Source organism: Allobosea sp. CS1GBMeth4, from assembly GCF_900185715.1.
GTDB lineage: Bacteria > Pseudomonadota > Alphaproteobacteria > Rhizobiales > Beijerinckiaceae > Allobosea.
This window is the reverse complement of sequence record NZ_FYAS01000033.1, coordinates 1-22965: the sequence shown is the minus strand read 5'-3', so window position 1 is coordinate 22965 and position 22965 is coordinate 1. Positions and strand designations below refer to the sequence as shown.

The following is a 22965-nucleotide window of genomic DNA, read 5'->3' as shown; positions in this document are numbered from 1 at the left end:
AGACGCCGGCGCGCTCAACCCGCCATCTCGGCTGATCCCCGGCGGCCGGCCGCTCCTTTCGGCGAGCGGCTCCCCCGACCGCCCTACCCCCTCGGAGCCGGTCTCACTCCTCCCTGAAGCTGGCGCGCATCGAATCGGTCAGCGGCTGCATCAGATAGGCGATGGCGGTCCGCTCTCCCGTGGAGACATAGACCTCGGCCGGCATGCCCGGCCTGAGCTTGGCCCTGATCTTCGGAGGAAAGCCCGCCGCCGAGACGCTGACGCGCAGCTCGTAGACCATCTGCTGCAGGACCTCGTCGCGCAGCGCATCGGCCGCCACCGACTTCACCTCGCCGACGGTGAAGGGGGTCGTCCGCCCCTTGAAGGACGGCAGGCGCACCTCGGCGGCCATGCCCGGGCGCAGATTGTTCACGTCCATCGGCGAGATCTTCGCCGTCACGATGAGATCGTCGTCCTGCGGCACGATCTCCATCAGGGTCTCGCCCGGCTTGACCACGGCCCCGACGGTATGGACCTTCGACGCCACGACCCGCCCGCTCCGCGGCGCACGGACTTCCGCGCGCGCCAGCACATCCTCGGCGACGCGCAGTTTCTCGCGCGCATCGGCGAGCTTCATCCGGCATTCGGCGAGCTTGGTCGATGCCTCCTCCACCGCGCGCAGGCCGATCTGGCTCATCTGGAGCCGGATCTCGTCATTGGCGACCGAGAGTCGCGCCAGATCCGCCTCCAGCGAGCCCATCCGGCCCTGCAGCTCGGTCAGCGACCGCTTGAGCGGGTTGATCCGGGTCGCGGCGACATAGCCCCGGTCGGCGAGCGGCCGCAGGCTGGTGAGCTCGTCGTTGAGGCTGGCCGCCTGCCCCAGGGCCGCCTCGCGCTGCGCCTCGCTCGACTGGTACTGCTTCTCCGACTGCGTCAGCCTTTCCTTCAGGATCGAGACTTCCAGCTTCTGGGTCGATTGCCTCTCCTTGAACAGGCGTTCCTGGTCGAGCATGATCCGGCGCGCCTCCCTGCTCTCGGCGGCCTCGGTCAGCTCCGCCGGGAAGGTTATGCGGTCGAGCCGGTCGATCTCCGCCGTGAGCCGCGCCTCCTCTCCCAGCGCCTGCAGCACGCCGAGCCGCGCCACGCTGCGCTGCGCCGCCGCCTGCGTCGTGTCGAGCCGCAGCAGGATCTCGCCCGCCTTGACGTCGGCGCCGTCACGCACGGTGATCGCCTCGACCAGGCCGCCTTCGAGATGCTGGACCGCCTTGCGGTCGCTCTCGACGACGACGCTGCCATGCGCCACGACGGCGCTGTCGAGGCGCGCCGTCGCGGACCAGAGCCCGCCCGCCCCCAGGGCGACGCCGACGACGACATAGCCCTTCCGGACCGGGGCGCGCCAATCGCCGCTGGCCTCGACGGGCCCCCTCATGCGCTGGAGCCATGCTTTGGCGAGCGCCAGCGCGGCACCGCCGCGCGCGCGCCATCTCGGCCAGTCGGGAAGAGATTTCATCGGCCTCGGCAATCGTATCATCGGCGCGCCCACCGTGCCTGGAGCGGCTCGACCTGCCCTGTCTGCCCGCGTTGCGGCGGCAGGATGCGCGCGCCAGCGGGCTGCAGGAGCACCGGCAGGATCTCGTCGCGCAGGCCGACACGGACCGCCTGCCCCTTCTGCATCAGGATGATCTTGTCGACCTGCGACAGCAGTTGCGGGCGATGGGTGATCACCACCACGATCGCTCCCGCCTCGCGCAGGCCGGCCAGGGCACGGCCCAGCGCCGCATCCCCGTCCATGTCGAGATTGGCGTTGGGCTCGTCGAGCACGACCAGCGCCGGCTGGCCGTAGAGCGCCCGCGCCAGGCCGATCCGCTGCCGCTGCCCGCCGGAGAGGATCGCCCCGCCCTCGCCGATCTGCGTCGCATACCCGTCCGGGAAGCTCTGGATCAGCTCGTGCGCCGACGCCGCGGTCGCCGCCGCGACGGCCGCCTCGTCGGTCGCGGCAGGGTCGAAACGGGTCACGTTGTCTCGCACGCTGCCGGCGAACAGCTCGACGTCCTGCGGCAGATAGCCGAGGATGCGGCCGCGCTGCTCGTCGGAGAAATGCCGGATGTCGTTGCCGTCGAGCCGCACGACGCCCTGAACCGGCTGCCAGACGCCGACCAGCGCCCGCGCCAGCGACGATTTGCCGGAGCCGGTGAGCCCGACCACCGCCGCGATCTCGCCCGGTTCCACCTCGAACGAGACGTTGTGCAGCAGCAGGGCGTTGCCGTTCGGAGCGCGCACGCTCAGCCCCTCGACGCGCAGCGCCCCGGCCGGGTGCGGCAGCGTCATCGGCTTCGCGTCATCCGGCGGCGCCTTCAGCGCCACGCCGAGCCGCTCGAAGGCGCTGCGGGCCGAGACGAAGCTCTTCCACTGGCCGACCGCGCCCTCGATCGGGGCAAGCGCCCGGCCCATGATCAGCGAGGCGGCGAAGATCGCCCCGGCCGCCATGTTCTGCTGGATCGCGAGATAGGCACCGACGCCGAGCACGGCGCATTGCAGAGCGAGGCGCAGCAGCTTCGTCGCCGCCAGCAGCGTGCCGCCCCAATCGGCGGCGGCCGTGTGGAAGGCCAGCGCCTGGCCGCGCTGGCGTTGCCATTCGCCCCGGATCGGCTGCCCCATTCCGAGCGCCTTGATCACCTCGGCATTCCGCAGCGAGGCGGCCAGCCGCTCGCTCGCGCCGTGGCCGAGCTCGGAAGCGCGGACCAGCGAGCCCTTGGTGATGCGCTCGTTCAGCAGGGCGACGCCGAGGATCGCGACGGCGCCGAGCGTGGCGACGGCGCCGATCGCCGGGTGCAGGATGAAGCACAGGCCGAGATAGATCGGGATCCAGGGCGCATCCATCAGCGCCGGCACCAGGCTGCCGGAGAGCGTCGCCCGCAGGGTCTCGACATCGCGGATCGGCAGGGTCGGCGAGCTCTTCGCGGCGAGCGCGCCGTGAAAGGCCGCCTCGAAAGCCGGCTCGGAGAGCGCCCGGTCGACGCACAGGCCGAGCTGGACGAGCGCCCGGCTGCGGAAATGCTCGAGCGCGGCGTAAGCGGCGAACAGGGCGAGCACGATCACCGACAGCATGACCAGGGTGGTGCCGTTCCGGCTGGTCAGCACCCGGTCGTAGATCTGCATCGTGTAGAGGGGGGAAACGAAGACGAACAGATTGAGGACGAAGGAAAGCCCGAACAGGGAAGCGAATGCGGGCGTCAGTTTGCGGACCGTGTGCGAGAGCATTCGTCGGTTTCCATATGCGATCGTGGCTGGCGAAGGGACCACGGCCAAGTGCATCGATCAGGATGGGAGCCGAGGGGCAGCGCAGTTGCCCCTGGGGAGTGGCGACCCGGCCGCCATGGCCGGGTCGCCTCGCGGCAGCGGCTAGCGCCGGATCCGATCAGATTGATTCAAGCTGATCGGAACGGGCTCTGGGCGCTACCAGTGCCAGTGCGAGAGCTGGCCGTGGCCGTGGTCGTTGTCGCCGTCGTCATGACGCCACTGGCTCCAGTCGTGGCGGCCACCGTTCAGGTGGGTGGTGGTTTCGGCGCTGGTCGTCTGCGTATCGCGCGACCCGTGCCGGCCGCCATGGTCGTCGTCGTTGCCGCGCGACCAGCCGCCATCCCAGGACCAGTCGCGGCCGCCGCGGCCGCCCCAGCCAGAATGGCCGCCCCAGCCCGCCCAATGCCCGTGGTTCGACGGGTTTTCCGTGTCCGTCCCGCCCCTACCGGTATCGACATCCGGGATGGTGATCACGTCCGGGTCCGTGCTGCCCGACTCGGATGTGCCGGGCGACGTGCCCTCGCCGGTCGTGGGCGTCGTCGATGTCTCCTCGCTCGGCGTCGACGGCTGGGCTGTCTCCGCAGGCGTCTCGCTGCCGGGCGTCGCGCCCTCGCCGGTCGACGGCGTCGTCGACGTCTCCTCGCTCGGCGTCGACGGCTGGGCGGTGACGGGAGGCGTCTCGTTCACCGGCTCGGACGTGGTCGGCGGCGTGCCGCTTCCGTCCCCGCTCGACGGCGTGCCGCTCCCGGGCGACGTCCCGGCCAGCGTCGAGCCGACCGAGTCGAACGGCACCGACTCGATGCCATGCCCCTGCGCGACCGATCCGGAAACGAAGCTGTAGTCGCCGTTGGCCGCGTCCGTGAACCCCGCTTGGCTCGTCTCCGTGCTGCCGATATCGCCGCCCTGGCGCTGGAAGCTCGCGAGCGAGACGTCGGCGACCGTCAGCTCGCGACCATCGGGGTTGTAGTAGACGTTGTCGTGGATCAGGCCCGGATCGGTCTGGTCGGTGTCGATCGTGTTGCTGCCGTCACCCGAGACCTCGATGAAGTTGTTGTAGGTCTCGTTGCCGTCGATCGCATGACCGTCCGCCTCGATCGTGGAGATCCCGTACTTGCCGTTGTCGAGCAGCGTGTTGTCGTGGATCTCGTTGTTCGAGCCGCCATGGATGAGGATGCCGCTGAACGTCGTCCCCTGGACGAAGTTGCCGTAGATTTGGGCATTGCTCGCCATGTTGTCGAGATAGATGCCGGAGCTCCAATCCTCGGCGAAGCCGCCGTCCTTGGTGTTGGTTCCACCGGTGTCGACGATCGTGTTGTAGCGGATGATGCTGCCGTCCGCGCCGGAATCATCGGCCGAGAACAGGTAGATGGCGCCGGTGTCCGGCGTCTGCTGCCCGGAATGGCGGATATCGTTGTATTCGATGGTGTTGCCGCCGGACGGGTTGTCCGGATCGTAATTCACCTCGGAGATGCCGAAGCGCGGTACGTTGGTGATCGTGTTGTGGTCGATCTGGTTGCCCGCCGACTCCGTCATGTCGATCGAGCCGTACTGGACGAAGACCTCGTTCGAATGGTCGACAGTATTGTTGGTGACGCGGTTGTCGCTCGTTCCGGCGGTCATCGCGATGGCGCTCGACCAGGTGTGCTCGAAGCTGTTGCCCGAGACGGTATTCCCGCTGCTGTCGCCGTGCAGGGCGACGCCGACGCCGACATTGACGAAATGGTTGCCCTCGACGACGAGCCCGCTCGCATCGTTCGCCTCGATCGCCGCGGTGGTCGGGTCGCCCGATTTCGAGGCGGTGTCGGTGAAGGTCATGCCCTTGATCGAGACGTTGTCGGCGCCGTCGACGACGAGGATGCTGTGGTCGCTGGATACGACTCCGCCCTCCCCGGTGAAGCCGTCCGGAGCCTTGTACGAAATGGTCTGCGTCTCGGCGTCGTAGGACCATTCGCCGACATTGTCCGGCGTGTCCTGCGAAACATAGTAGCGGCTCGCGGCGCCCAGGTCGTAATTGGCCTCCGTGGTGAAGGTCATCACGTTGCCCTCGACCGAGGCGATGGTCAGCACCTCGCTGGAATAGCCGTTCTCGGTGAAGACCGTGACCTTGTCGCCGGCCTTCGGCTGCTCGCCGGCGGGATAGTCCGAAGGGTCGAACGCCATCGACTTCTGGGAGTCGTAGCCTGCCGGCACATCCTGGCCCCAGAGCCAGCCGCCATGAACCGGATCGTCCGGATCGACGTCGGGGTAGCGGCTTTCGGTCTGCTTCTCGCCGTTGACGGTGAACTGCTGGACATCCTCGGCATCGACCTGCGCCGTCCAGATGCCGTCGGCGCCTTGCGTCCAGCCGCTCACCTGCGTACCGCCGCTGATCACCACCTTCTCGCCGGACATCGCCACGAAGGACGAGCCGGAATCGGCGGAGGTGAGCTTGAGGGCGTCGTCTACATAATAGGTACCACCGGCGACGTAGACCGTGTCCGCCCCATTGCTCTGGTGCATGGCTTCGACCGCCCGCTCCAGCGTCTGGAAAGATGAGCTCTCATCCAGTCCTGTATTGCTGTCGTTTCCAGTGGTCGAGACGTAAAATGTGGCCATAAAGGGGCTCCTTTTTTGGCTGGAACACTCTAAGTGATCGCTGCCTAGATACCCTTGAGGCCTGATTCGGTGCTACCCGCACCGACGAACTCTTACTCCGAAGGATTAGTTCATTCGAACTAATCGTCCTCTTTTGGCACAATATATCAATGGATTGTTTCTTGGCTGCTGCCCCACCGCCCTGTTGATGGATCGGCCTCATCGGCCCCGAAGCATCGGGTCGCCGCGCAGGCGGGGCCCTCAAATGGCCTTATTGTCGAAACCTGAAGGCGAAATCGCCGCCTGGGTCAACCCGTCTGGTCCGGTCCGGTTCCGACACTCGAATGGCAGACCGTCAGATGATGGTCGCAGAACTGGGCGCTCGCAGCCAGGCGGCTGACATAGGCCCGGAAGTCGGCCAGGGTCGCGACCGGGCGCTGGCAGCCATCGCAGACCACCAGCGCCTCGGCCGACAAGTCGCTCGGCAAGTGGACGGCGGGAGACCCGCAGGCCCGGCAGCCGAACCCTCCGCTTCGCGGCGGCGAAGGCGCGCCGGGATCCGCGGCAGCCAGCAGCGCGGCGTAGCGATGCGAGCGCCTGCTCATGCCGAGGCCTGATAGAAGGATTTGTAGTTGCGGTAGACCCGCCCGCGATCGGAGACGTCGTAGCGGCCCTGTTCCTCGAGATCGACGCCGTTGAGCACGACGCCCGCCACGTCCAGCCCCAGCCGGGCGAGGTGGTCGAGCGTCGCCGAGACGGTGCTCTTCAGCGTGTCGTTCCATTTGACCACGTGCAGCACCGTGTCGGCATGCTCGCGCAACAGGGCGCTGTCGGCCGACAGCAGCACCGGCGCCACCTCGAACAGGATGACGTCGTATCGCGCCCGCGCTTCGCGCAGCATCGCCTCGAAGGCCGGGTTCGAATAGACGTTCTGGCTGTCGCGCAGGCCGGAGGCGCGCCGGACCGTGGCGACCGGGCTGCTGCCCTGGCCGCCCGTGTCGCCGACCTGCGGCAGGCACTGGTCGAGCAGCGCCTCGTGCGGAAAGTTCTGGCCCAACAGCAGGCGCCGGGGCGAGCCGTCCACGACCAGGACCCGCTGGCCCATCATCGCCAGCACCCGCGCCATGGCCGAGGCGACGAAGGATTTGCCTTCGCCCGGGGCGGAAGAGGTGATCAGCACGAATTTCGGCGGATTGCTGGACGGGAACAGCTCGGCCACCATCGAGCGCACCGCCTCGGCGAAGACGAGGCTCTCCAGCCCGCCGGGATAGTGCTCGAGATTGGGGAGGAGACCGATGCAATTCGTCCGCGTCTCGGCGACGAACTCGTTCTCGCTGCGATAGCCGCGATCGCGCTTCTCCAGCAGGTAGGAGACACCGGCGCCGGCCGCCAGCCCGCCCAGCATGGCGAGGCCGAGCACCAGCGACGGCTTGGCCGAGCTCGGCAGCGACGGGACATCCGCCGGCGCGACGATCTGGGCGATGATCGGCCGCAACTCGCTGACGGCGCTCGCCTGCTGATGAGCGTCGGAGAGCTGCTTCAGCCGGTCGCGCGCCGCGGTCGCTTCGGCCTGCAGGGTGCGCAGCTGCCCTTCCAGCCCCCGCGCCTCGATCGACTTGGTCTGCAACGCCGCGACGCGCTCGCGCAGCGCGGCTTCGGCGGCGCGGGCGGCCTGGACGTCCGTCTCGATATTGGCGACGGACTGCGCCAATTGCTTCTGCAGCCGCTCCTGCACGGCGGCCAGCGAGAGCCGCAGCCGCTGCACGGCCGGGTGCCGGTCGCCGGACATCGCGACCATCTCGTCGAGCGCCCGGCGCGCCTTGCCTTCCTCGTCGAGCAGCTGCTGGACCACCGGCGAGCTGCCGAGGTCGCTGGTCTGCGGGACATTGCCGGCGGCGAGCGAGACCTGCGCGCGCTGCAGGCGGGTCTCCTCCGCCAGCCGCGTGGCAGACACCGCATTGAGCTGGGTCAGCATGTCGCGAAGCTGCTGCTGCTGGATGTCGGCGCCGTCCTGCCCGAGCTCGACGAAACCGGTCCTCACCCGGAAGGCCTCGATCTCCTTCTCGATCCTCGCCAGATTGGCGCGTGCCTCCTGGGCCTGCGCGCCATACCACTGGCTGGAGCGTTGCGAGGCGCTCGTGGTCGCCTCCATCTTGCGGCGCAGATATTCGTTGCCGAAGGCGTTGACGATCAGCGCCGCGCGGTCCGGATCGGTATCGCGGTAGGTCAGCGTCACGAGATAGGCCTTGGTGTCGTTGCTCACGCCGAGCGCTGCGAGCAGCTTCTGGGCGGCGAGGTCGCGCGCGGTCGGCTCGGTCGCCGCGTCGCCGAAGCCGGCGAGGTGACGCAAGGTCCTGCGCACCGACGCGGGAAAGACCAGTTCGCCCGCCCCCGCGAGCAGACTGGAGACCGAGGAGGGCTGCGTCTTCGTCTCCCTGTCGAGGCCCAGGCGCGAGGCGACGGCCCGCGCCGTCGCGAGCGAGCGCATGATCCGCGCCTCGCTCTCCACCAGCGTCGAGGCATCGAGCGCGACGCTGCTGGCCTTGCCGCCCCCGCCGCTGTCCTCGCGCGTGAAATCGAACTGCAGCACCAGATCGGCGGTGTAGCGCTGGGGCGTGACCATCAGGTAGAGCGCCGCCGCCAGCATGGTCCCGCCGGTGACGGCCAGGATCAGCAGCCGCCGCCTCCAGAGCATGGCGAGGAAGTCGAAGGTCATCGCATCGTAGTGCTTCGCGAGCGGCGCCGGGGCGCGGGGGCCTCGCATGTCGCTGAACAGATCCATGATCCCGTGCCTCGCCTGCTGACTTGCCTTTGGATGTCGATCGTCGCCGGCGGCCCGCGCGAGGCCGGCTCCGGCAGAAGCCGCACGCGTTACTTCGCGCCCCGTCCGTGGAGAACGGCCGGAACGGTCTGCAGCAGCACGTAGAAGTCGAGCCAGAACGACCAGTTGTGGATGTAGAAGCTGTCCTGCCGCTTCTGGACGGCGAGGTCGCCGTCGCTGCGGTCCGTCACCTGCCAGAGCCCGGTCAGGCCAGGCGGGACGCTGGTCCGCAGCGCCTGGAAGGCGGTATCGAAGCACTGGTTGTGATAGGCGGGAAACGGCCGCGGCCCGACGATGCTCATCTCACCGCGCAGCACGTTCCAGAGCTGCGGCAGCTCGTCGAGGCTGGAGCGGCGAATGAACGGCCCGATCCCGGGCAGGATCCGGGGGTCGTTCGAGAGCTTGAAGAAGCGCTCCCATTCGTGGCGCGCCGCGCCGTCGGCCTCCAGATGCGCGGCGAGCCTGTCCTCGGCGTCGGCATACATGCTGCGCAGCTTGTACACGTTGAAGACGTTGCCGTTCCGGCCGACCCGCGGCTGGGCGTAGAAGGCGGGCCCGTTGTCGACCGCCTTCACCGCGAGCGCGAGCACCGCGACCACCGGCAGCGCCAGGAGGGCGAGCGGGATGGCGACGACGAGATCGAGCGCCCGCTTCAGCCGCAGGTTCCGCGGCATGTGGATGGCGCTGCGCAGTTCGAGGCCGAGCAGCCCGCCCATCGCCCGCAGCCGGGGGTTCAGCACCTGCAGCGCCGAGGCGTCGTGGACGACGAAGATCTGGCGCAGGGGCAGGCGCGCCAGCCAGTCCGCCTTCTCGACCTGGAGATCGCCCGACGCGCACAGGGCGACCTCGATCCCGGGCGACAGGATATTGGCCTGGCCGGGGGTGATCACGGGCAGGTCCGCGATCTCCGCCGCGTCGGCGCGCGCGTCCGTGTCCTCCTCAGAGAGGATGGCGACCGGCTTCAGACCGAGCTCGGGCCGCGAGGCCAGGTCGCGCGCCAGGGCCATGCAGGCCGGCATCGCGCCGTACAGCACGGTGGGGGCGGTCCACAGCTCGCGCCGCAGCAGCGCGCCTCGGATCAGGGCCTCGACATAATAGCCGAGCAGCACCGTCAGACCGGCGCCGCCGACGACGTAGCCCCAGAGATGACCGGACGGCTGGGAGACCAGGAGCCAGACGAGCATCAATGCGGCGGCCACGACGTTGCCGAGCGTGCGCCTGCGCAGGCGGTCGACGGGCTCGGACCGCTCCGAGCCGTACAGCCCAAAGCCGGCCAGCGCGCCGCACAGCGCCGGCGCCCAGAGCACGATCAGCCCCGCCATGTTGGTGTCCGTATCGGACGCGGCGATGGCCGCGCCGAGCTGGAGGACGCCGGCGACGATCGTCAATGTGACGAGATCTCCGACCAGCAGCGCGGCGGCGACGAGCCGCCGCCGCGTCGCCGGAGGGACATTGGCGCCGAGCCGCCGGCCCGGCTTTGCCATGCCGATCGAAGCGGGAACGACGGTCGTGACGATGTCGGGCATGGCGAGCTCTCGGGAGGTTGGCTGGCTGCGCGGGCGGAGCGGCGCGCTACTGCGCCGCGATCGTCGGAATCGCCTCGACCCCGGCCTCGCGCTCGGCTCTCGCCTTCACCTCCCCCGAGATCCAGGCATAGGTCGGGACCAGGCCCTGTCTCAGGTGGATCGAGGGCTCCCAGCCGAGCACCTCGCGCAGGCGGTTGTTGTCGCTGTTGCGGCCGCGGACGCCCTGCGGGCGGTTGGTGTTGTGCCGCTTGTGGATCGTCTTTCCGGCGATCTCGGCGACGATGTCGACCAGCCCGTTGACGTCGACCAGCTCGTCCGTGCCGAGGTTGAGCGGCTTGGAGTAGTCCGAGCGCATGATGCGGTAGATGCCTTCGACGCAGTCATCGATGTACATGAAGGAGCGGGTCTGCTTGCCGTCGCCCCAGACCTCGATCGCGTCGCCGGACTTCGCCAGCGCGACCTTGCGGCAGATGGCGGCGGGCGCCTTCTCCTTGCCGCCGTCCCAGGTCCCGAGCGGCCCGTAGACATTGTGGAAGCGGACGAGGCGGGTCTTGAAGCCGTAATCCTCGGCGAAATACTCGCACAGCTTCTCGGTGTAGAGCTTCTCCAGCCCATAGCCGGGCTCCGGATCGGCCGGGAAGGCGTCCTCCTCCTTCAGGGGCACCACCGACGGGACGTCCTGGAGATGCTGCGGATAGACGCAGGCCGAGGACGAGAACAGGAAGCGCTCGACCTTGGCGTCGTGCGCCGCCTTCAGCATCTGCGCGCTGATCATCGTGTTGTTGTAGGTGATCGAGGCGTGCGCACCGGAAATGTAGCCGATGCCGCCCATGTCCGCGGCGAGATTGTAGACCTCGTCCATGCCGCGGACGGCTTCGCGGCAATCCTCCATCTCGCGCAGGTCCAGAATGCGGAATTCATCCGCCGAGCTGGCCTGGTACTCCGGGTCCTTGAGGTCGGCGCCCCTGACCCAGTAGCCGCGATCCTTGAGGTAATTGACGAGATGGAAGCCGATGAATCCGCCAGCGCCCGTGACCAGTACAGATTTTCTGGACATTACTTCGCTCCACTGAGAACCGGAATTCAGCGATAGCGTTTTTATCTTTTGAAATCAGGTGGTTAAACCGAACTATACCCCTTTTGGGGCAGCCCGGCTCTCGGGGTCGGCCGCGCACACCGCCTTCTGCCGCAGCAGCTGCAGGCCGGCGCCGACCATGAAGTGCGGGACGATCCTGCCATAGCGGCGCCAGAGCCGCCGCGGCTCCGACAGTAGCCTGAACAGCCATTCAAGGCCGCGCTTCTGCATCCAGGCCGGCGCCTGGCGCTTGGTGCCGGCCAGGAAATCGAAGGCGGCCCCCACGCCGATCATGACCGGCGCGTCGATGCGGCCGAGATGCCCGGCCATCCAGTATTCCTGCTTCGGCGTGCTGAGCCCGACCCAGACGATATCGGGCCGGGCCGCGTTGATCATGCGCACGATCTCCTCGTCCTCCTCGGCCGAGGCGGGCCGGAAGGGCGGCGAGAATGTGCCTGCCACGGCAAGCCCCGGAAAGCGCTCCGCCAGACGGTCGCGCAGGCGCTCGGCCAGGCCGGGGGCGCCGCCGAAATAGTATTGGCGGTAGCCCTTTTCCGCCGACAGGGCCGAGAGGCGCAGCATCAGCTCCGGGCCGTAGACGCGCTCGGTCTGGCGATGCCCGAGCTTGCGCGCCATCCAGACCAGGGGCATGCCGTCGGGAGTGGCCATTCCGGCCCGCTCATGGATCTCCAGGAGCGCGGGGTCCGACTGGCTCTCGATCACGCCATGGACGCCGGTGATGCAGACATAATTGTGCGCCTTCCGGCCGATCCAGTCCTCGACCGTGCGGAGCGCGTCGGCCATGGTGATGGCGCTGACGTTCACGCCCATGATCCGCGCCCGCGGCAAGGGGGCTTCAGCCGCTCCGGGAGCTTCGGGCATCGTCAGCTCGCCTTCGCACCGACCCGCAGCACCGGGTCGTGCATCTTCGACAGTACGGCGTCGAAATAGGCGATCGTCCGGCCGAGCCCTTCCTGGAGCGACACCTTCGGCGTCCAGTGCAGCAGCTCGCGCGCCTTGCTGATGTCCGGGCAGCGCTGGCGCGGATCGTCCTGGGGCAGCGGCCGGTAGACGATCTGCGAGCGCGAGCCGGTGAGCGAGACGATCAGTTCGGCGATCTCGGCCATGGACGTCTCGACGGGGTTGCCGAGATTGACCGCGCCGTCCAGCGGCTTGGTCACGTTCATCAGGCGCATCAGGCCTTCGACGAGATCGTCGACGAAGCAGAAGGCCCGCGTCTGGCGGCCGTCGCCATAGAGCGTGATCGGCTCGTTGCGCAGGGCCTGGACGATGAAGTTGGAGACGACCCGGCCATCCTGCAGGCTCATGCGGGGACCGTAGGTGTTGAAGATCCGGGCGATGCGGATCTCGACGCCGTGCCGCCGCTTGTAATCGTAGAACAGCGTCTCGGCGCAGCGCTTGCCCTCGTCATAGCAGGCGCGCGGCCCGCTGATGCTGACGAGGCCGCGATAATCCTCGACCTGCGGGTGGACGTCGGGATCGCCGTAGATCTCGCTGGTCGAGGCCTGCAGGATCGGGATGCCCAGCCGCTTGGCCATGCCGAGCATGTTGATCGCCCCGAGCACGCTGGTCTTCGTGGTCTGCACGGGGTCGCGCTGATAGTGCACTGGCGAGGCCGGGCAGGCGAGATTGTAGATCTCGTCGACCTCGAGATAGAGCGGGAAGGTCACGTCGTGCCGCAGCATCTCGAAATTGGGCTGGCCCAGCAGGGCGCTCAGGTTCTCGCGGCGCCCGGTATAGTAGTTGTCGACCGCCAGGACCTGATGGCCCTGGGCGGCCAGGCGCTCGCAGAGATGGCAGCCGAGGAACCCGGCGCCGCCAGTGACGAGGATACGCTTCTGCATGTCTGAGCTCCGCCTGACCGTGCACCGGAAGGAGCCGAAAGCTTTGCCGCAAGCACCCCGTTCTCAAAGGACGCTTTGGGAGGTGAGCCTCCCGGCGGCAACGAGGAAGGGCTACTTCCCACGCGACGCGGCGATGGCGGGCCGAGGGGAGGATGCCACCGCGCTCGACAATGGGATTAATCCCGTGGCGACGCGCCTTGGCCCGAATGCCAATGCGGAAAGCGGCGCGGGTGCTGACATCCTGCCCGCATCTCGTCGCCACGCTTTGGGCAGGACGGTCGGAGCAAGCCTTGGACACGTCGATCCATTCCCTGAACGCTCACCTCGCCGCCGGAACGCAGCCGCGCTCCGGCCCCTCCGGCAGGCATCGCTTCTGGCCCGCCGTCCTGGCGCTGCTCGTCGCGCTGCTCGGCCTGATCGCGGTGGCCGCGGCGGCGGAGCGTGACGCCGCCGAGACGCTCGCGATCGGCGACAAGGTCACGATCTCCGTCTTCGGCCAGACGGACCTCTCCGGCGACTTCGTCCTCGACGGGACGGGCGCGGTCAACATGCCGCTCGCCGGGCGGATCAGGATCGCGGGGCTGACCGCCCCGGAAGCCGAGGCGCGGATCCGCAGCGCGCTGATGGACGGCTATCTCCGCGATGCCGTCGTCAGCCTGCGCGTCGCCGAGCTGAAGCCGGTCTACATCATGGGCGAGGTGCGTTCGCCGGGAACCTATCCGTTCCGGCACGGCCTCAATGTCCTGGGAGCCGTCGCGCTGGCCGGCGGCTACCGTGTCGGCGACGAGTCGCTCTCCCTGCTGAAATCGGAGCTCCTGCTGGCCGACGAGCGCGAGCATCTGCTCAACGCCTCCCTCCAGACCCTGATCGCACGGCGCCTGCGGCTGGAAGCCGAGCGCGACGGCGTGAAGCAGCTCGTGGCCGACGCGCGAACCGCGGCGAGCGCCCAGATCCTCGCCGGCGAGCAGGAGATCCTCGACTTCCAGCGCCGGGCGCGCGAGGGCGAGCGCGAGCTGCTCAGCCAGCAGATCTCCCGGCTCGGATCGGAAAGGACGGCGCTGACCGAGCAGGCCGAGCTGGCCGAGCGCCAGGTCGAGCTGACGCGCGAGCAATCGACCGAGTACAACAAGCTGGCGACGACCGGCCATGGGCTGCGCACCGTCCAGGTCGAGCGCGAGCGCGAACATGCCCGCGCCCGCAGCGATGCCGCGCGCATCAGGGCCGAGCTCGCCAAGAACGAAACGGCGCTCGGGGAGCTGACGCTGCGCCTGCGCGAGCTCGACAACACCTATATGCGCCGCGTCGTACTCGAGCTTCAGGAGACCAGGCAGAAGATCCTCGAGGTCGAACGCAGCGTTCCTGTCGCCCGCGAGATCGCCGAGAGCCGGCGCCGCAGGCTGGTCGCGAGCGAAGGCTCCGGCGTGGCGGCCGACTGGGACATCAGGATCACGCGGCAGGCCGGCCTGACGCCGGTGACGATCCAGGCGAAGTTCGAAACGCCGCTGCAGCCGGGCGACATCGTCCAGCTCTCACCGAGGGCGCGGCCGATCGAGGGACAGCTTCCGGGCGAGGCCCAGACGCCGCTGCGCAAGCTCACGGGTCTCGCCAGCCAGCAATGACCGCTATTGCGGCGTCCGCCGAGAGGGTCCTCCCAGATGCCCGCCAAGATACGTCCGATCATCATGTGCGGGGGCGCCGGGACGCGGCTGTGGCCGACCTCCCGCAACTCGCTGCCCAAGCAGTTCGCCATGCTGCTCGGCGAACGCTCGACGTTCCAGGACACGGTCCTGCGCCTGCAGCACGAGCTGTTCGACCTGCCGATCGTCCTGACAAACCGCGCTCATCGCGTCCTGGCCGAGCGGCAGCTGGCCGAGATCGGGGCCGAGGCCGAGATCGTCCTCGAGCCGGAGCGGCGCGATTCGGGCCCGGCCATCCTCGCCGGCTGCCTGGTCGCGGAAGCGAGGCAGGCCGACGGCGTCGTCCTCGTCGTCGCCTCCGACCATATCGTGACCAACCGGGCGGCCTTCCGCCAGGCCGTCGCCGGCGGCGTTCCCGCCGCCCGGGCCGGCCGCCTCGTCACCTTCGGCGTGGCCGCACGGCATCCCTGCACCGACTATGGCTGGATCGAACCCGGACTGATCCTCGAGGGCGAAGCCCGGCGGGTCGCCCGCTTCATCGAGAAGCCGAAGGAGCGGTATGCGGCGGAGTATCTGCGCCGGGGCTGGCTGTGGAACTCCGGCAATTTCCTGTTCAGGGCACGAGACCTGATCGCGGAGTACCGCACCTTCGAGCCGGCGACGGTGAACGCCGTCGAAGCGGCGGTCGCGAACGGGAGCGACGAGGACGGCGCCTTCGCGCTGGCGCTCGATGGCTTCGCCGCGGCGCAGCGGCGCTCGATCGACTTCGCGGTGATGGAGCGCACCGACCGCGCCGCCGTCGTCGCGATGACATGCGGCTGGTCCGACATCGGCAGCTGGGACGCCCTCTGGGCGCTGAGCGACCATGACGGCAGCGGCAATGCCCGCCATGGCAATGTCGAGCTGGTCGACGCGCACAACTGCCTGGTCTCGACCGACGGGCCGATGACGTCGGTCCTCGGCGTCGAGGATCTCATCGTCGTGGCCAATCGCGACGCGGTGCTGGTCGCCGACCGCAACCGGGCGGCCGAGGTCAAGCAGGTCGTCGAATTGCTGCGCAGCAAGGGCTGCAGCCAGGCCGAGACGCATGCGAGCGTTCATTGCTCGTGGGGGTCCTACCAGATCGTCGACGCTGGCGACGGCTTCCAGGTCAAGCGGATCCGGGTTGCGCCCAAAGGCCGCCTGCTGCTGCAGAAGCATCGCTTCCGCTCCGAGCACTGGGTGGTCGTGCGCGGCACCGCCACCGTCACGGTCGACGAGACCATCGGTCGCTTCGGCAGGAACGAGCACATCTTCATTCCGCTCGGCGCCGCCCATCAGCTGGAGAACAGCGGCACCGAGCCGCTCGAGCTCATCGAGGTCCAGAACGGCAGCTATCTCGGCGAGGACGACGTCATCCGCATCGACGAGGCGCGGCAACAGATCTGAAGGCGACGCCGGGAACCCGGCCGGATCGGGAGAGAAGGCTCTCCCTTGGCCAAGACGGAGGGATCCTTGACGAATTCGGAGAAGCACAGCCGGGAGGATGGCGGCAAGGCGCGCACCGCCCCGTCGCTTCCGGCGGTTCCGCATTCGGCCTTCGCGAGGCACTGGCTCCCCGTCGACAAGGGAGGCGCGGAGCTGACCAGGGCGGTGTTCGGACCGACCACGCGGGTGCCGCTGCGGCCCGCCCCGAGCGAAACGTCACGGCCTCGCCCGCCGGCGCCGCCGGCCCCGCCCGCCCCGGCTCCGAGCCGGTTCCGATCGACGGTGGTCCTGCTGCTGCTCGCTTTGGCGGTGCTCTTCGCCGAGCCGGCGGCGCGGCTGCTGGGGCGCGCGCTCGCGCCGCGGCCGGAAGCCCCTGGCACGGCCGAGGTCTCGCCCCAGGGCAAGGCGGGCCCCCGCCCCGAGGCCAGACGCGCCGGCGAGGCCTGATCCATGTCGGTGATCGCCGCCTGGAAACAGAGCCTGCGCCTGAGCGCCGGCAGGGCCCCGCTCGCCGGGCCGGGTCTCGCCGCATTGCGCCGCAAGCTCTACGAGGCCCGCTTTCGCGCCGGCAGATATCATTGCGGCTACAGCGGCAGCTATGCCGGTTTCGATGCCGCCGAGCGCGCCCTTCCGCCGGGCCTCGCCGGCTTCGATCATGCCGCGATGGCGGACATCGACCACTACACCACGGCGGCCGGCGGCTTCGAGCCGATGCCGGCCACCGAATATCCCGTCCTGTTCTGGCTGCGCGGCGCTCTCGACGAAGGAGCCCGGACGCTGCTCGATCTCGGCGGCTATGTCGGGCACGCCTTCCGTCAATATGATCAGTACCTCGCTTTCCCGGACGATTTCCGCTGGGCCGTCTTCGACCTGCCGCACATCATCGGCGCCGGACAGGCGCTCGCCGCACGGCAGCCCGACCAGCGCCTGCGCTTCACCACCACCGTCGACGACGGCTGCGGCATGGACATCCTGCTCGCCGCGGGTTCGCTGCAATACCTCCCGGAAAACTTCCTGCACGAGCGGCTGAGCGCCTGGGCCGAGCGGCCGCGCCACCTGATCGTCCAGCGCACGCCGCTCCACCCGCGCCACTCCTTCGTGACGATCCAGTCCGTCATCACCCGGACCGGGCAGGTCTCCTTCTGCCCCTACAGCGTCGCGTCACGGGCGGGCTTCGTCGACGGGCTGCGCGCGCTCGGCTACCGGCTCGTCGATTCCTGGGAGAAGCCGCGCAGCCTCGACGTGCCGTTCCATCCGGAATGCCATGTCGAGACCTATTCCGGGCTCTACTTCCGATTGGGCCGCTGACTCCGCTTCCCTGATCCACGGACCTTCGGGCGTGCCTCGTCCGGCTGCGCACGCCATGCGTCCGTCGTTCGCGCGCCGCACGCCGCAACCCTGGCGAGATGGCGTTACTCCAACTGCTCCAATGTCGTCGCGCGGCCCGGGCGCATAGCCTTCCGGCATGACACAGACCACCGACAGGAAAGCTGCCCGCCAGGCTTCGCGTCGTCGCCGGCCTGGGGCATTCGCCGCTCCCGTTCCCGCAGGGACCGCCGCCTCAGCCTTCGCCCGGCACCAGGAAGGCGTCGCCCCACCCGCGGCGACCCTGGTCGACCTCTTCGCCGCGCAAGTCGCCGCCCAGCCGCGCGCTGTCGCGCTGTCCTTCGGCCCGACCAGCCTCTCTTATGCCGAACTCGACGATCGCGCCGAGCAGCTGGCCGAAGCGCTGGCCGCGATGGGCGCCGGCCCCGGCACGATCGTCGGCCTCTGCCTGCCGCGCTCGCTCGACCTGATCGTCGCGCTGCTCGCGATCCTGAAGAGCGGCGCCGCCTATCTGCCGCTCGATCCGGCCTATCCGGGCGAGCGCCTCGCCTTCATGGTCGAGGACGCCGACGCCTCGATCATCATCGCATCGGACCACGCCGACTGGCTGCCGCCCGGCCGCCGGCGGCTCGATCCCCGGCAGCCCGGCGGCGCCGAGGCTGCTCCCGGCCAGCCGGCGCGGCGCAGGGCGGCGGCCGGCGACCTCGCCTATGTGATCTACACCTCCGGCTCGACCGGCAGACCGAAGGGCGTCGCCGTCGAACACGCCGCGGTGACGCGGCTCTTCGGTGCGACGCAGGCCTGGTTCGGATTCCGGCCGGCCGATGTCTGGACCTTGTTCCATTCCGTCTCGTTCGACTTCTCGGTCTGGGAGATCTGGGGGGCGCTGCTCCACGGCGGGCGTCTCGTGATCGTGCCGGAGAGCACGACGCGGGACCCCGCCGCCTTTTTGCGCCTGCTCGCCGACGAGGGCGTCACGGTGCTCAACCAGACGCCGTCGGCCTTCGCCGCCCTGGACCGGGCCGATCAGGACCGCGGCGGGCGCGACCGGCTCTCGCTGCGGCTCGTCGTCTTCGGCGGCGAGGCGCTGGACCCGCGGCGCCTGGCGGACTGGTACCGCCGCCGCGGCGAGCATGCGCACCTCGTCAACATGTACGGGATCACCGAAACGACGGTCCATGTCACCTACCGGCCGCTGTCTCCCGCCGACCTGGCCCGTCCGTCGAGCCTGATCGGACGGCCGATCCCGGATCTGGAGCTTCTGCTGCTCGACGCCGACAGCATGCGTCCGGTGCCGCGCGGCGAGATCGGCGAAATCTTCGTCGCCGGGGCCGGGCTCGCCCGCGGCTACCTGAACCGCCCGGAGCTGACCGCGGCGCGCTTCGTGCCGCACCCGCACCGGCCCGGCGCGCGGCTCTACCGCTCGGGCGACCTCGCGCGCCAGGTCGACGAGCAGGATTACGAATATCTCGGCCGGGCCGACCAGCAGGTGAAGATCCGGGGCTTCCGCGTCGAGCTCGGCGAGATCGAGACGGCGCTGATGTCCCATCCGGACATCAGGCAGGCCGCCGTGCTGCTGCGCTGCGACGAGGGGCAGGAGCGCCTCGTCGGCTATCTCGTGGCCGGCGGCGCGGAGCGCCCCTCCTCCGCCGCGCTGAAGGCGCATCTCGGCGAGACCCTGCCCGAGCACATGGTGCCGGCGGCCTACGTCTTCGTGCCGGATATTCCGCTGACCGTGAACGGCAAGCTCGACCGCGGCGCGCTGCCGGCCCCCGGCCGGGCACGGCCGGAAACCGCCGCCCCCTATGCCGCGCCGCGCACCGCGCTGGAACGGCGGTTCGCGGATGCCGTCGCCGACATCTTCCAGATCGACCTCGTCGGCATCGACGACAATTTCTTCGATCTCGGCGGCAATTCCCTGCTCGTCGCCGAACTGCACCGGCGCCTCGTCCGGGATCTGCCCTGGTTCGCCCTGGTCGATCTCTACCGCTATCCGAACGTGCGCGCCCTCGCCGGCCATCTGGCGCCGCGGAAGCCCGGCGCGCTCGGCAGCCTCGCCGCGGCGCGCGAACGCGGACTGCGCTCGCGCGGCCTGCCGGCATCCCTTCCCGAAAGCGTGACGACAGGCGGCTCGCATGACTGACCAGGTTCCCGAGCGTGCGATCGCGATCGTCGGCATGGCCGGCCGCTTTCCCGGCGCGCCGGATATCGCCAGGTTCTGGCAGAACCTGCTGGACGGCGTCGAATCCGTCACCAGCTTCGACCCCGCCGAGCTCGAGGACGGTTTCGACGCGGCGACGCGGGCGCTCCCGAACTTCATCCCGGCGAAGCCGATCCTCGACGGCGTCGAGCTGTTCGACGCGCCCTTCTTCGGCATGCTGCCGCGCGAAGCGGCGCTCACCGATCCGCAACAGCGCCTGCTGCTGGAATGCGCCTGGGAGGCGCTCGAGGACGCCGGCTACGATCCCGCCGCGCCGGGCCAGTGCATCGGCGTCTTCGCCGGCGCCACCTCCAGCACCTACCTGCTCCACAATCTGTTCCGGGACCGGTCCGCCGTCGCCGACTACACCTCGAACTTCCAGATCGGCAACCTGCCGATGCTGGTCGGCTCCGCCGCTGATTTCACCGCGACGCGCATCGGCTACAAGCTCGGCCTCACCGGCCCTTGCGTCGCCGTCCAGTCCGCCTGCTCGACCTCGCTGCTGGCCGTCGCCCAGGCCGTGCAGAGCCTGCTCTGCCATGGCTGCGACATGGCCCTGGCCGGCGGCGTCTCGATCACCTTTCCGCAACGGCGCGGCTATCTCGCCCAGGAGGGCGGCATGGTCTCGACCGACGGGCATTGCCGCGCCTTCGACAGCGGTGCCAACGGCACGATCTTCGGCAGCGGCGCCGGCCTTGTCGTGCTGAAGCGGCTCGAGGACGCGCTCGCCGACCGCGACCAGATCTACGCCGTGATCCGCGGCGTCGGCGTCAACAATGACGGCGCCGGCAAGGTCGGCTTCGCCGCGCCGAGCGTCGACGGCCAGGCCGCCGCGATCGCGATGGCCCACGCCGCGGCCGGCATCGATGCGGGCTCGATCGGCTATGTCGAATGCCACGGCACCGGCACGCCGATGGGCGACCCGATCGAGGTCGCTGGCCTCACCGCCGCCTTCCGCCTGACGACGGAGGAGCGCGGCTTCTGCGCGCTCGGCTCGGTGAAGTCCAACATCGGCCATCTCGACGCCGCGGCCGGCGTCACCGGCCTGATCAAGGCGTCGCTCGCGGTCAAGGCCGGCATCCTGCCGGCGAGCCTGCACGTCACGCGGCCGAGCCCGGCGCTGGAGTTGCCGGAGAGCCCGTTCTTCATCGCCGACCACAGGCAGGAATGGCCGGACCGGAACGGCCCGCGTCGCGCCGGCGTCAGCGCCTTCGGGGTCGGCGGGACCAATGTCCATCTCGTGCTGGAGCAGGCGCCCGCGAGCGAGGCCGCGGCGCCGGCCCGCCGCAACCAGATCCTGGTGCTCTCGGCCCGCAGCGCGACCGCGCTCGCTGCGGCACGGGACCGTCTCGCGGAGCATCTCGAAGCCCATCCCGAGCAGGATCTCTCCGACATCGCCTTCACCACGCAGACGGGGCGGCGCCCCTTCCCTCACCGCCTCGCCGTCGCCGCCTGCAGCCATGCCGAGGCCGCCGCGGCCCTGCGCAAGCACAACGCCGATCGCGCCGCCGCGGTGACTGGCGCCGGCGACCTCGTCTTCATGTTCCCCGGACAGGGCGCCCAATACCCCCAGATGGCGCGGGAACTCTATGCGGGCGAGCCGGTCTTCCGCCGGACGGTCGACCTCTGCTGCGAAGTGCTGAAGCCCGGCCTCGGGCTCGACCTGCGCGGCGTTCTCTATCCGAGCAATGGCGGCGATCCGGAGCGGCTGTCGGCAACGGTGCTCGCCCAGCCGGCGATCTTCACGGTCGAATACGCGCTGGCCCAGTTGCTGATGAGCTGGGGCCTCCAGCCTTCCGCCATGATCGGCCACAGCGTCGGCGAGTTCGCCGCGGCCTGCCTCGCCGGCGTCTTCTCGCTGGAGGATGCCCTGTCGCTCGTCGCGACGCGCGGCCGCATGATGCAGGACCTGCCGGGCGGTGCGATGCTGGCCGTGCGCCTGCCCGATGCCGAGGCGGCGGCATTGGCGAGCGGCGGCATCTGTGTGGCCGCGGTCAACGCGCCCGGCATGAGCGTGCTGGCCGGCCCGTTCGAGGCGATCGCGGCGCTGGAAGCCGCGCTCGCGCAGCGCGGGATCACGCACCGGCGCCTGCAGACCTCGCACGCTTTCCATTCCGGCATGCTCGACCCGCTGATCGCGCCTTTCACCGAGGCGGTATCGGCCATCGATCTCCGCGAGCCCGAGCTGCCCTACATCTCCGGCGTGACAGGCGACTGGGTCACGGCGGCGCAGACCACCGATCCCGCCTATTGGGCGCGGCACGCGCGCGAGCCCGTGCGCTTCGCCGACGGCATCGCCACGCTGGCGCGTGGCCTGTCACCCGTCCTGCTCGAGGTGGGCCCCGGCGCCGCGCTGGCGAGTTTCGCACTGCAGGGCGCCGGCGCGGGCCGGGCCGCCATTTCCTGCTTGCCCGATGCCCAGGGCGACGCCGAGGGCATGCTCGCCGCAGCGCTCGGGCGCCTGTGGACCGTCGGCATCGCGCCGGACTGGCCGGCCTACCAGGCCGGCGGCAGGCCGCGTCGCGTCTCGCTCCCGACCTATCCGTTCGAACGCAGCCGGCATTGGATCGAACCTCCCGCGTCGTCGATCCCCGCCGCCCCGGCCGTGCCCGCGGCCGCGCCCGCTCAGCCTCTTCCCACTCAACCCGCGCAGGAACCGGCCATGGACCGCCACGCTGACACCGATATCCCGCTAGGCCGTTCGGAGCTCGGCAGCCGGGTCGCGGCGATCTTCGAGAACCTGTCGGGGCGTCCTTTCGGCGAGGGCGAAACGGAGGCGAGCTTCGTCGAGCTCGGCTTCGACTCGCTGTTGCTGACGCAGGCCGCGCAGAGCCTCCAGACCACGTTCGGCGTCCAGATCCGCTTCCGCCAGCTCCTCGACGACCTGCCCAGCGTCGAGGAGGTGACGCGCCACATCGCCGCGCTGCGCCCCCAGGAGGCGGCGGAGCCGGCGGCCGCCGCTCAGGCCGCGATACCGGCTGCGCCGGCGGCCCCCGCTCCTTCTCCCGCCGTCGCCGCACCGGCGATCGCGACCGGGCGGCCGAGCGGCTCGGGCCTGGATGCGCTGATGCGCGAGCAGCTCGACGTGATGGCGCGCCTGATGGAACGCCAGCTCCAGGCCTTCAGCGGCCAGGCCGCGGCACCGGCCGCCCAGAGCGCAGCGCCGGCACCGCAGGCCTCGCCCGCGCTGGCGCC

The 22965-nt window shown here is 69.8% G+C and carries 15 protein-coding genes; 6 read left to right on the top strand and 9 right to left on the bottom strand.

Features of this window, described 5'->3' with window-relative positions:
* Positions 1-103 precede the first annotated feature (103 nt).
* From CS1GBM4_RS19995 to CS1GBM4_RS19955, 9 genes are all read right to left on the bottom strand, one after another.
* The gene (locus CS1GBM4_RS19995) at positions 104-1489 is read right to left on the bottom strand and encodes an HlyD family type I secretion periplasmic adaptor subunit (RefSeq protein WP_244607320.1); all 1386 of its coding nucleotides are present in this window, start codon (positions 1487-1489) and stop codon (positions 104-106) included.
* 17 nt (positions 1490-1506) lie between these two features.
* Positions 1507-3240: a type I secretion system permease/ATPase gene (locus CS1GBM4_RS19990; protein WP_244607319.1), complete on the bottom strand. Its 1734-nt coding sequence runs from the start codon at positions 3238-3240 to the stop codon at positions 1507-1509.
* Positions 3241-3435: 195 nt separating this feature from the next.
* Positions 3436-5874 (bottom strand): right-handed parallel beta-helix repeat-containing protein, encoded by a 2439-nt coding sequence (locus CS1GBM4_RS19985; protein WP_186420515.1) that lies wholly within the window; start codon positions 5872-5874, stop codon positions 3436-3438.
* 287 nt (positions 5875-6161) lie between these two features.
* Positions 6162-6458 (bottom strand): hypothetical protein, encoded by a 297-nt coding sequence (locus CS1GBM4_RS19980; protein WP_186420514.1) that lies wholly within the window; start codon positions 6456-6458, stop codon positions 6162-6164.
* Complete coding sequence (locus CS1GBM4_RS19975) at positions 6455-8635, bottom strand: polysaccharide biosynthesis tyrosine autokinase (protein ID WP_186420513.1); 2181 nt, start codon at positions 8633-8635, stop codon at positions 6455-6457. Before CS1GBM4_RS19975 ends, CS1GBM4_RS19980 begins: the two co-directional genes overlap by 4 nt.
* Positions 8636-8724: 89 nt before the next feature.
* Positions 8725-10200: an exopolysaccharide biosynthesis polyprenyl glycosylphosphotransferase gene (locus CS1GBM4_RS19970; protein ID WP_186420512.1), complete on the bottom strand. Its 1476-nt coding sequence runs from the start codon at positions 10198-10200 to the stop codon at positions 8725-8727.
* A 46-nt stretch (positions 10201-10246) separates the two neighbouring features.
* Positions 10247-11257, bottom strand: coding sequence for an NAD-dependent epimerase/dehydratase family protein (locus tag CS1GBM4_RS19965; RefSeq protein WP_186420511.1), 1011 nt, complete (start codon positions 11255-11257; stop codon positions 10247-10249).
* Between the two features lie 72 nt (positions 11258-11329).
* Complete coding sequence (locus tag CS1GBM4_RS19960; RefSeq protein WP_186420510.1) at positions 11330-12157, bottom strand: WecB/TagA/CpsF family glycosyltransferase; 828 nt, start codon at positions 12155-12157, stop codon at positions 11330-11332.
* A 2-nt stretch (positions 12158-12159) separates the two neighbouring features.
* Complete coding sequence (locus CS1GBM4_RS19955; protein ID WP_186420509.1) at positions 12160-13140, bottom strand: UDP-glucuronic acid decarboxylase family protein; 981 nt, start codon at positions 13138-13140, stop codon at positions 12160-12162.
* 290 nt (positions 13141-13430) lie between these two features.
* Between CS1GBM4_RS19955 and CS1GBM4_RS19950 the strand changes: the two genes are divergently transcribed.
* From CS1GBM4_RS19950 to CS1GBM4_RS19925, 6 genes are all read left to right on the top strand, one after another.
* The gene (locus CS1GBM4_RS19950) at positions 13431-14759 is read left to right on the top strand and encodes a polysaccharide biosynthesis/export family protein (RefSeq protein ID WP_186420508.1); all 1329 of its coding nucleotides are present in this window, start codon (positions 13431-13433) and stop codon (positions 14757-14759) included.
* Between the two features lie 36 nt (positions 14760-14795).
* Positions 14796-16205, top strand: coding sequence for a mannose-1-phosphate guanylyltransferase/mannose-6-phosphate isomerase (locus tag CS1GBM4_RS19945; protein ID WP_186420507.1), 1410 nt, complete (start codon positions 14796-14798; stop codon positions 16203-16205).
* 66 nt (positions 16206-16271) lie between these two features.
* The gene (locus CS1GBM4_RS19940; RefSeq protein WP_186420506.1) at positions 16272-16691 is read left to right on the top strand and encodes a hypothetical protein; all 420 of its coding nucleotides are present in this window, start codon (positions 16272-16274) and stop codon (positions 16689-16691) included.
* Between the two features lie 3 nt (positions 16692-16694).
* Positions 16695-17552: a methyltransferase, TIGR04325 family gene (locus CS1GBM4_RS19935; RefSeq protein ID WP_186420505.1), complete on the top strand. Its 858-nt coding sequence runs from the start codon at positions 16695-16697 to the stop codon at positions 17550-17552.
* Positions 17553-17709: 157 nt separating this feature from the next.
* Positions 17710-19713: an amino acid adenylation domain-containing protein gene (locus tag CS1GBM4_RS19930; protein ID WP_186420504.1), complete on the top strand. Its 2004-nt coding sequence runs from the start codon at positions 17710-17712 to the stop codon at positions 19711-19713.
* A partial coding sequence (locus CS1GBM4_RS19925; protein WP_186420503.1) for a type I polyketide synthase occupies positions 19706-22965 on the top strand: 3260 nt, incomplete at its 3' end. The genes CS1GBM4_RS19930 and CS1GBM4_RS19925, both read left to right, overlap by 8 nt.

Bases quoted from the DNA above. Each gene is read 5' to 3' on its own strand.
- CS1GBM4_RS19995 (WP_244607320.1), bottom strand. From the start codon at position 1,489: ATGAAATCTCTTCCCGACTGGCCGAGATGGCGCGCGCGCGGCGGTGCC.
- CS1GBM4_RS19990 (WP_244607319.1), bottom strand. From the start codon at position 3,240: ATGCTCTCGCACACGGTCCGCAAACTGACGCCCGCATTCGCTTCCCTG.
- CS1GBM4_RS19985 (WP_186420515.1), bottom strand. From the start codon at position 5,874: ATGGCCACATTTTACGTCTCGACCACTGGAAACGACAGCAATACAGGA.
- CS1GBM4_RS19980 (WP_186420514.1), bottom strand. From the start codon at position 6,458: ATGAGCAGGCGCTCGCATCGCTACGCCGCGCTGCTGGCTGCCGCGGAT.
- CS1GBM4_RS19975 (WP_186420513.1), bottom strand. From the start codon at position 8,635: ATGGATCTGTTCAGCGACATGCGAGGCCCCCGCGCCCCGGCGCCGCTC.
- CS1GBM4_RS19970 (WP_186420512.1), bottom strand. From the start codon at position 10,200: ATGCCCGACATCGTCACGACCGTCGTTCCCGCTTCGATCGGCATGGCA.
- CS1GBM4_RS19965 (WP_186420511.1), bottom strand. From the start codon at position 11,257: ATGTCCAGAAAATCTGTACTGGTCACGGGCGCTGGCGGATTCATCGGC.
- CS1GBM4_RS19960 (WP_186420510.1), bottom strand. From the start codon at position 12,157: ATGCCCGAAGCTCCCGGAGCGGCTGAAGCCCCCTTGCCGCGGGCGCGG.
- CS1GBM4_RS19955 (WP_186420509.1), bottom strand. From the start codon at position 13,140: ATGCAGAAGCGTATCCTCGTCACTGGCGGCGCCGGGTTCCTCGGCTGC.
- CS1GBM4_RS19945 (WP_186420507.1), top strand. From the start codon at position 14,796: ATGCCCGCCAAGATACGTCCGATCATCATGTGCGGGGGCGCCGGGACG.
- CS1GBM4_RS19935 (WP_186420505.1), top strand. From the start codon at position 16,695: ATGTCGGTGATCGCCGCCTGGAAACAGAGCCTGCGCCTGAGCGCCGGC.
- CS1GBM4_RS19930 (WP_186420504.1), top strand. From the start codon at position 17,710: ATGACACAGACCACCGACAGGAAAGCTGCCCGCCAGGCTTCGCGTCGT.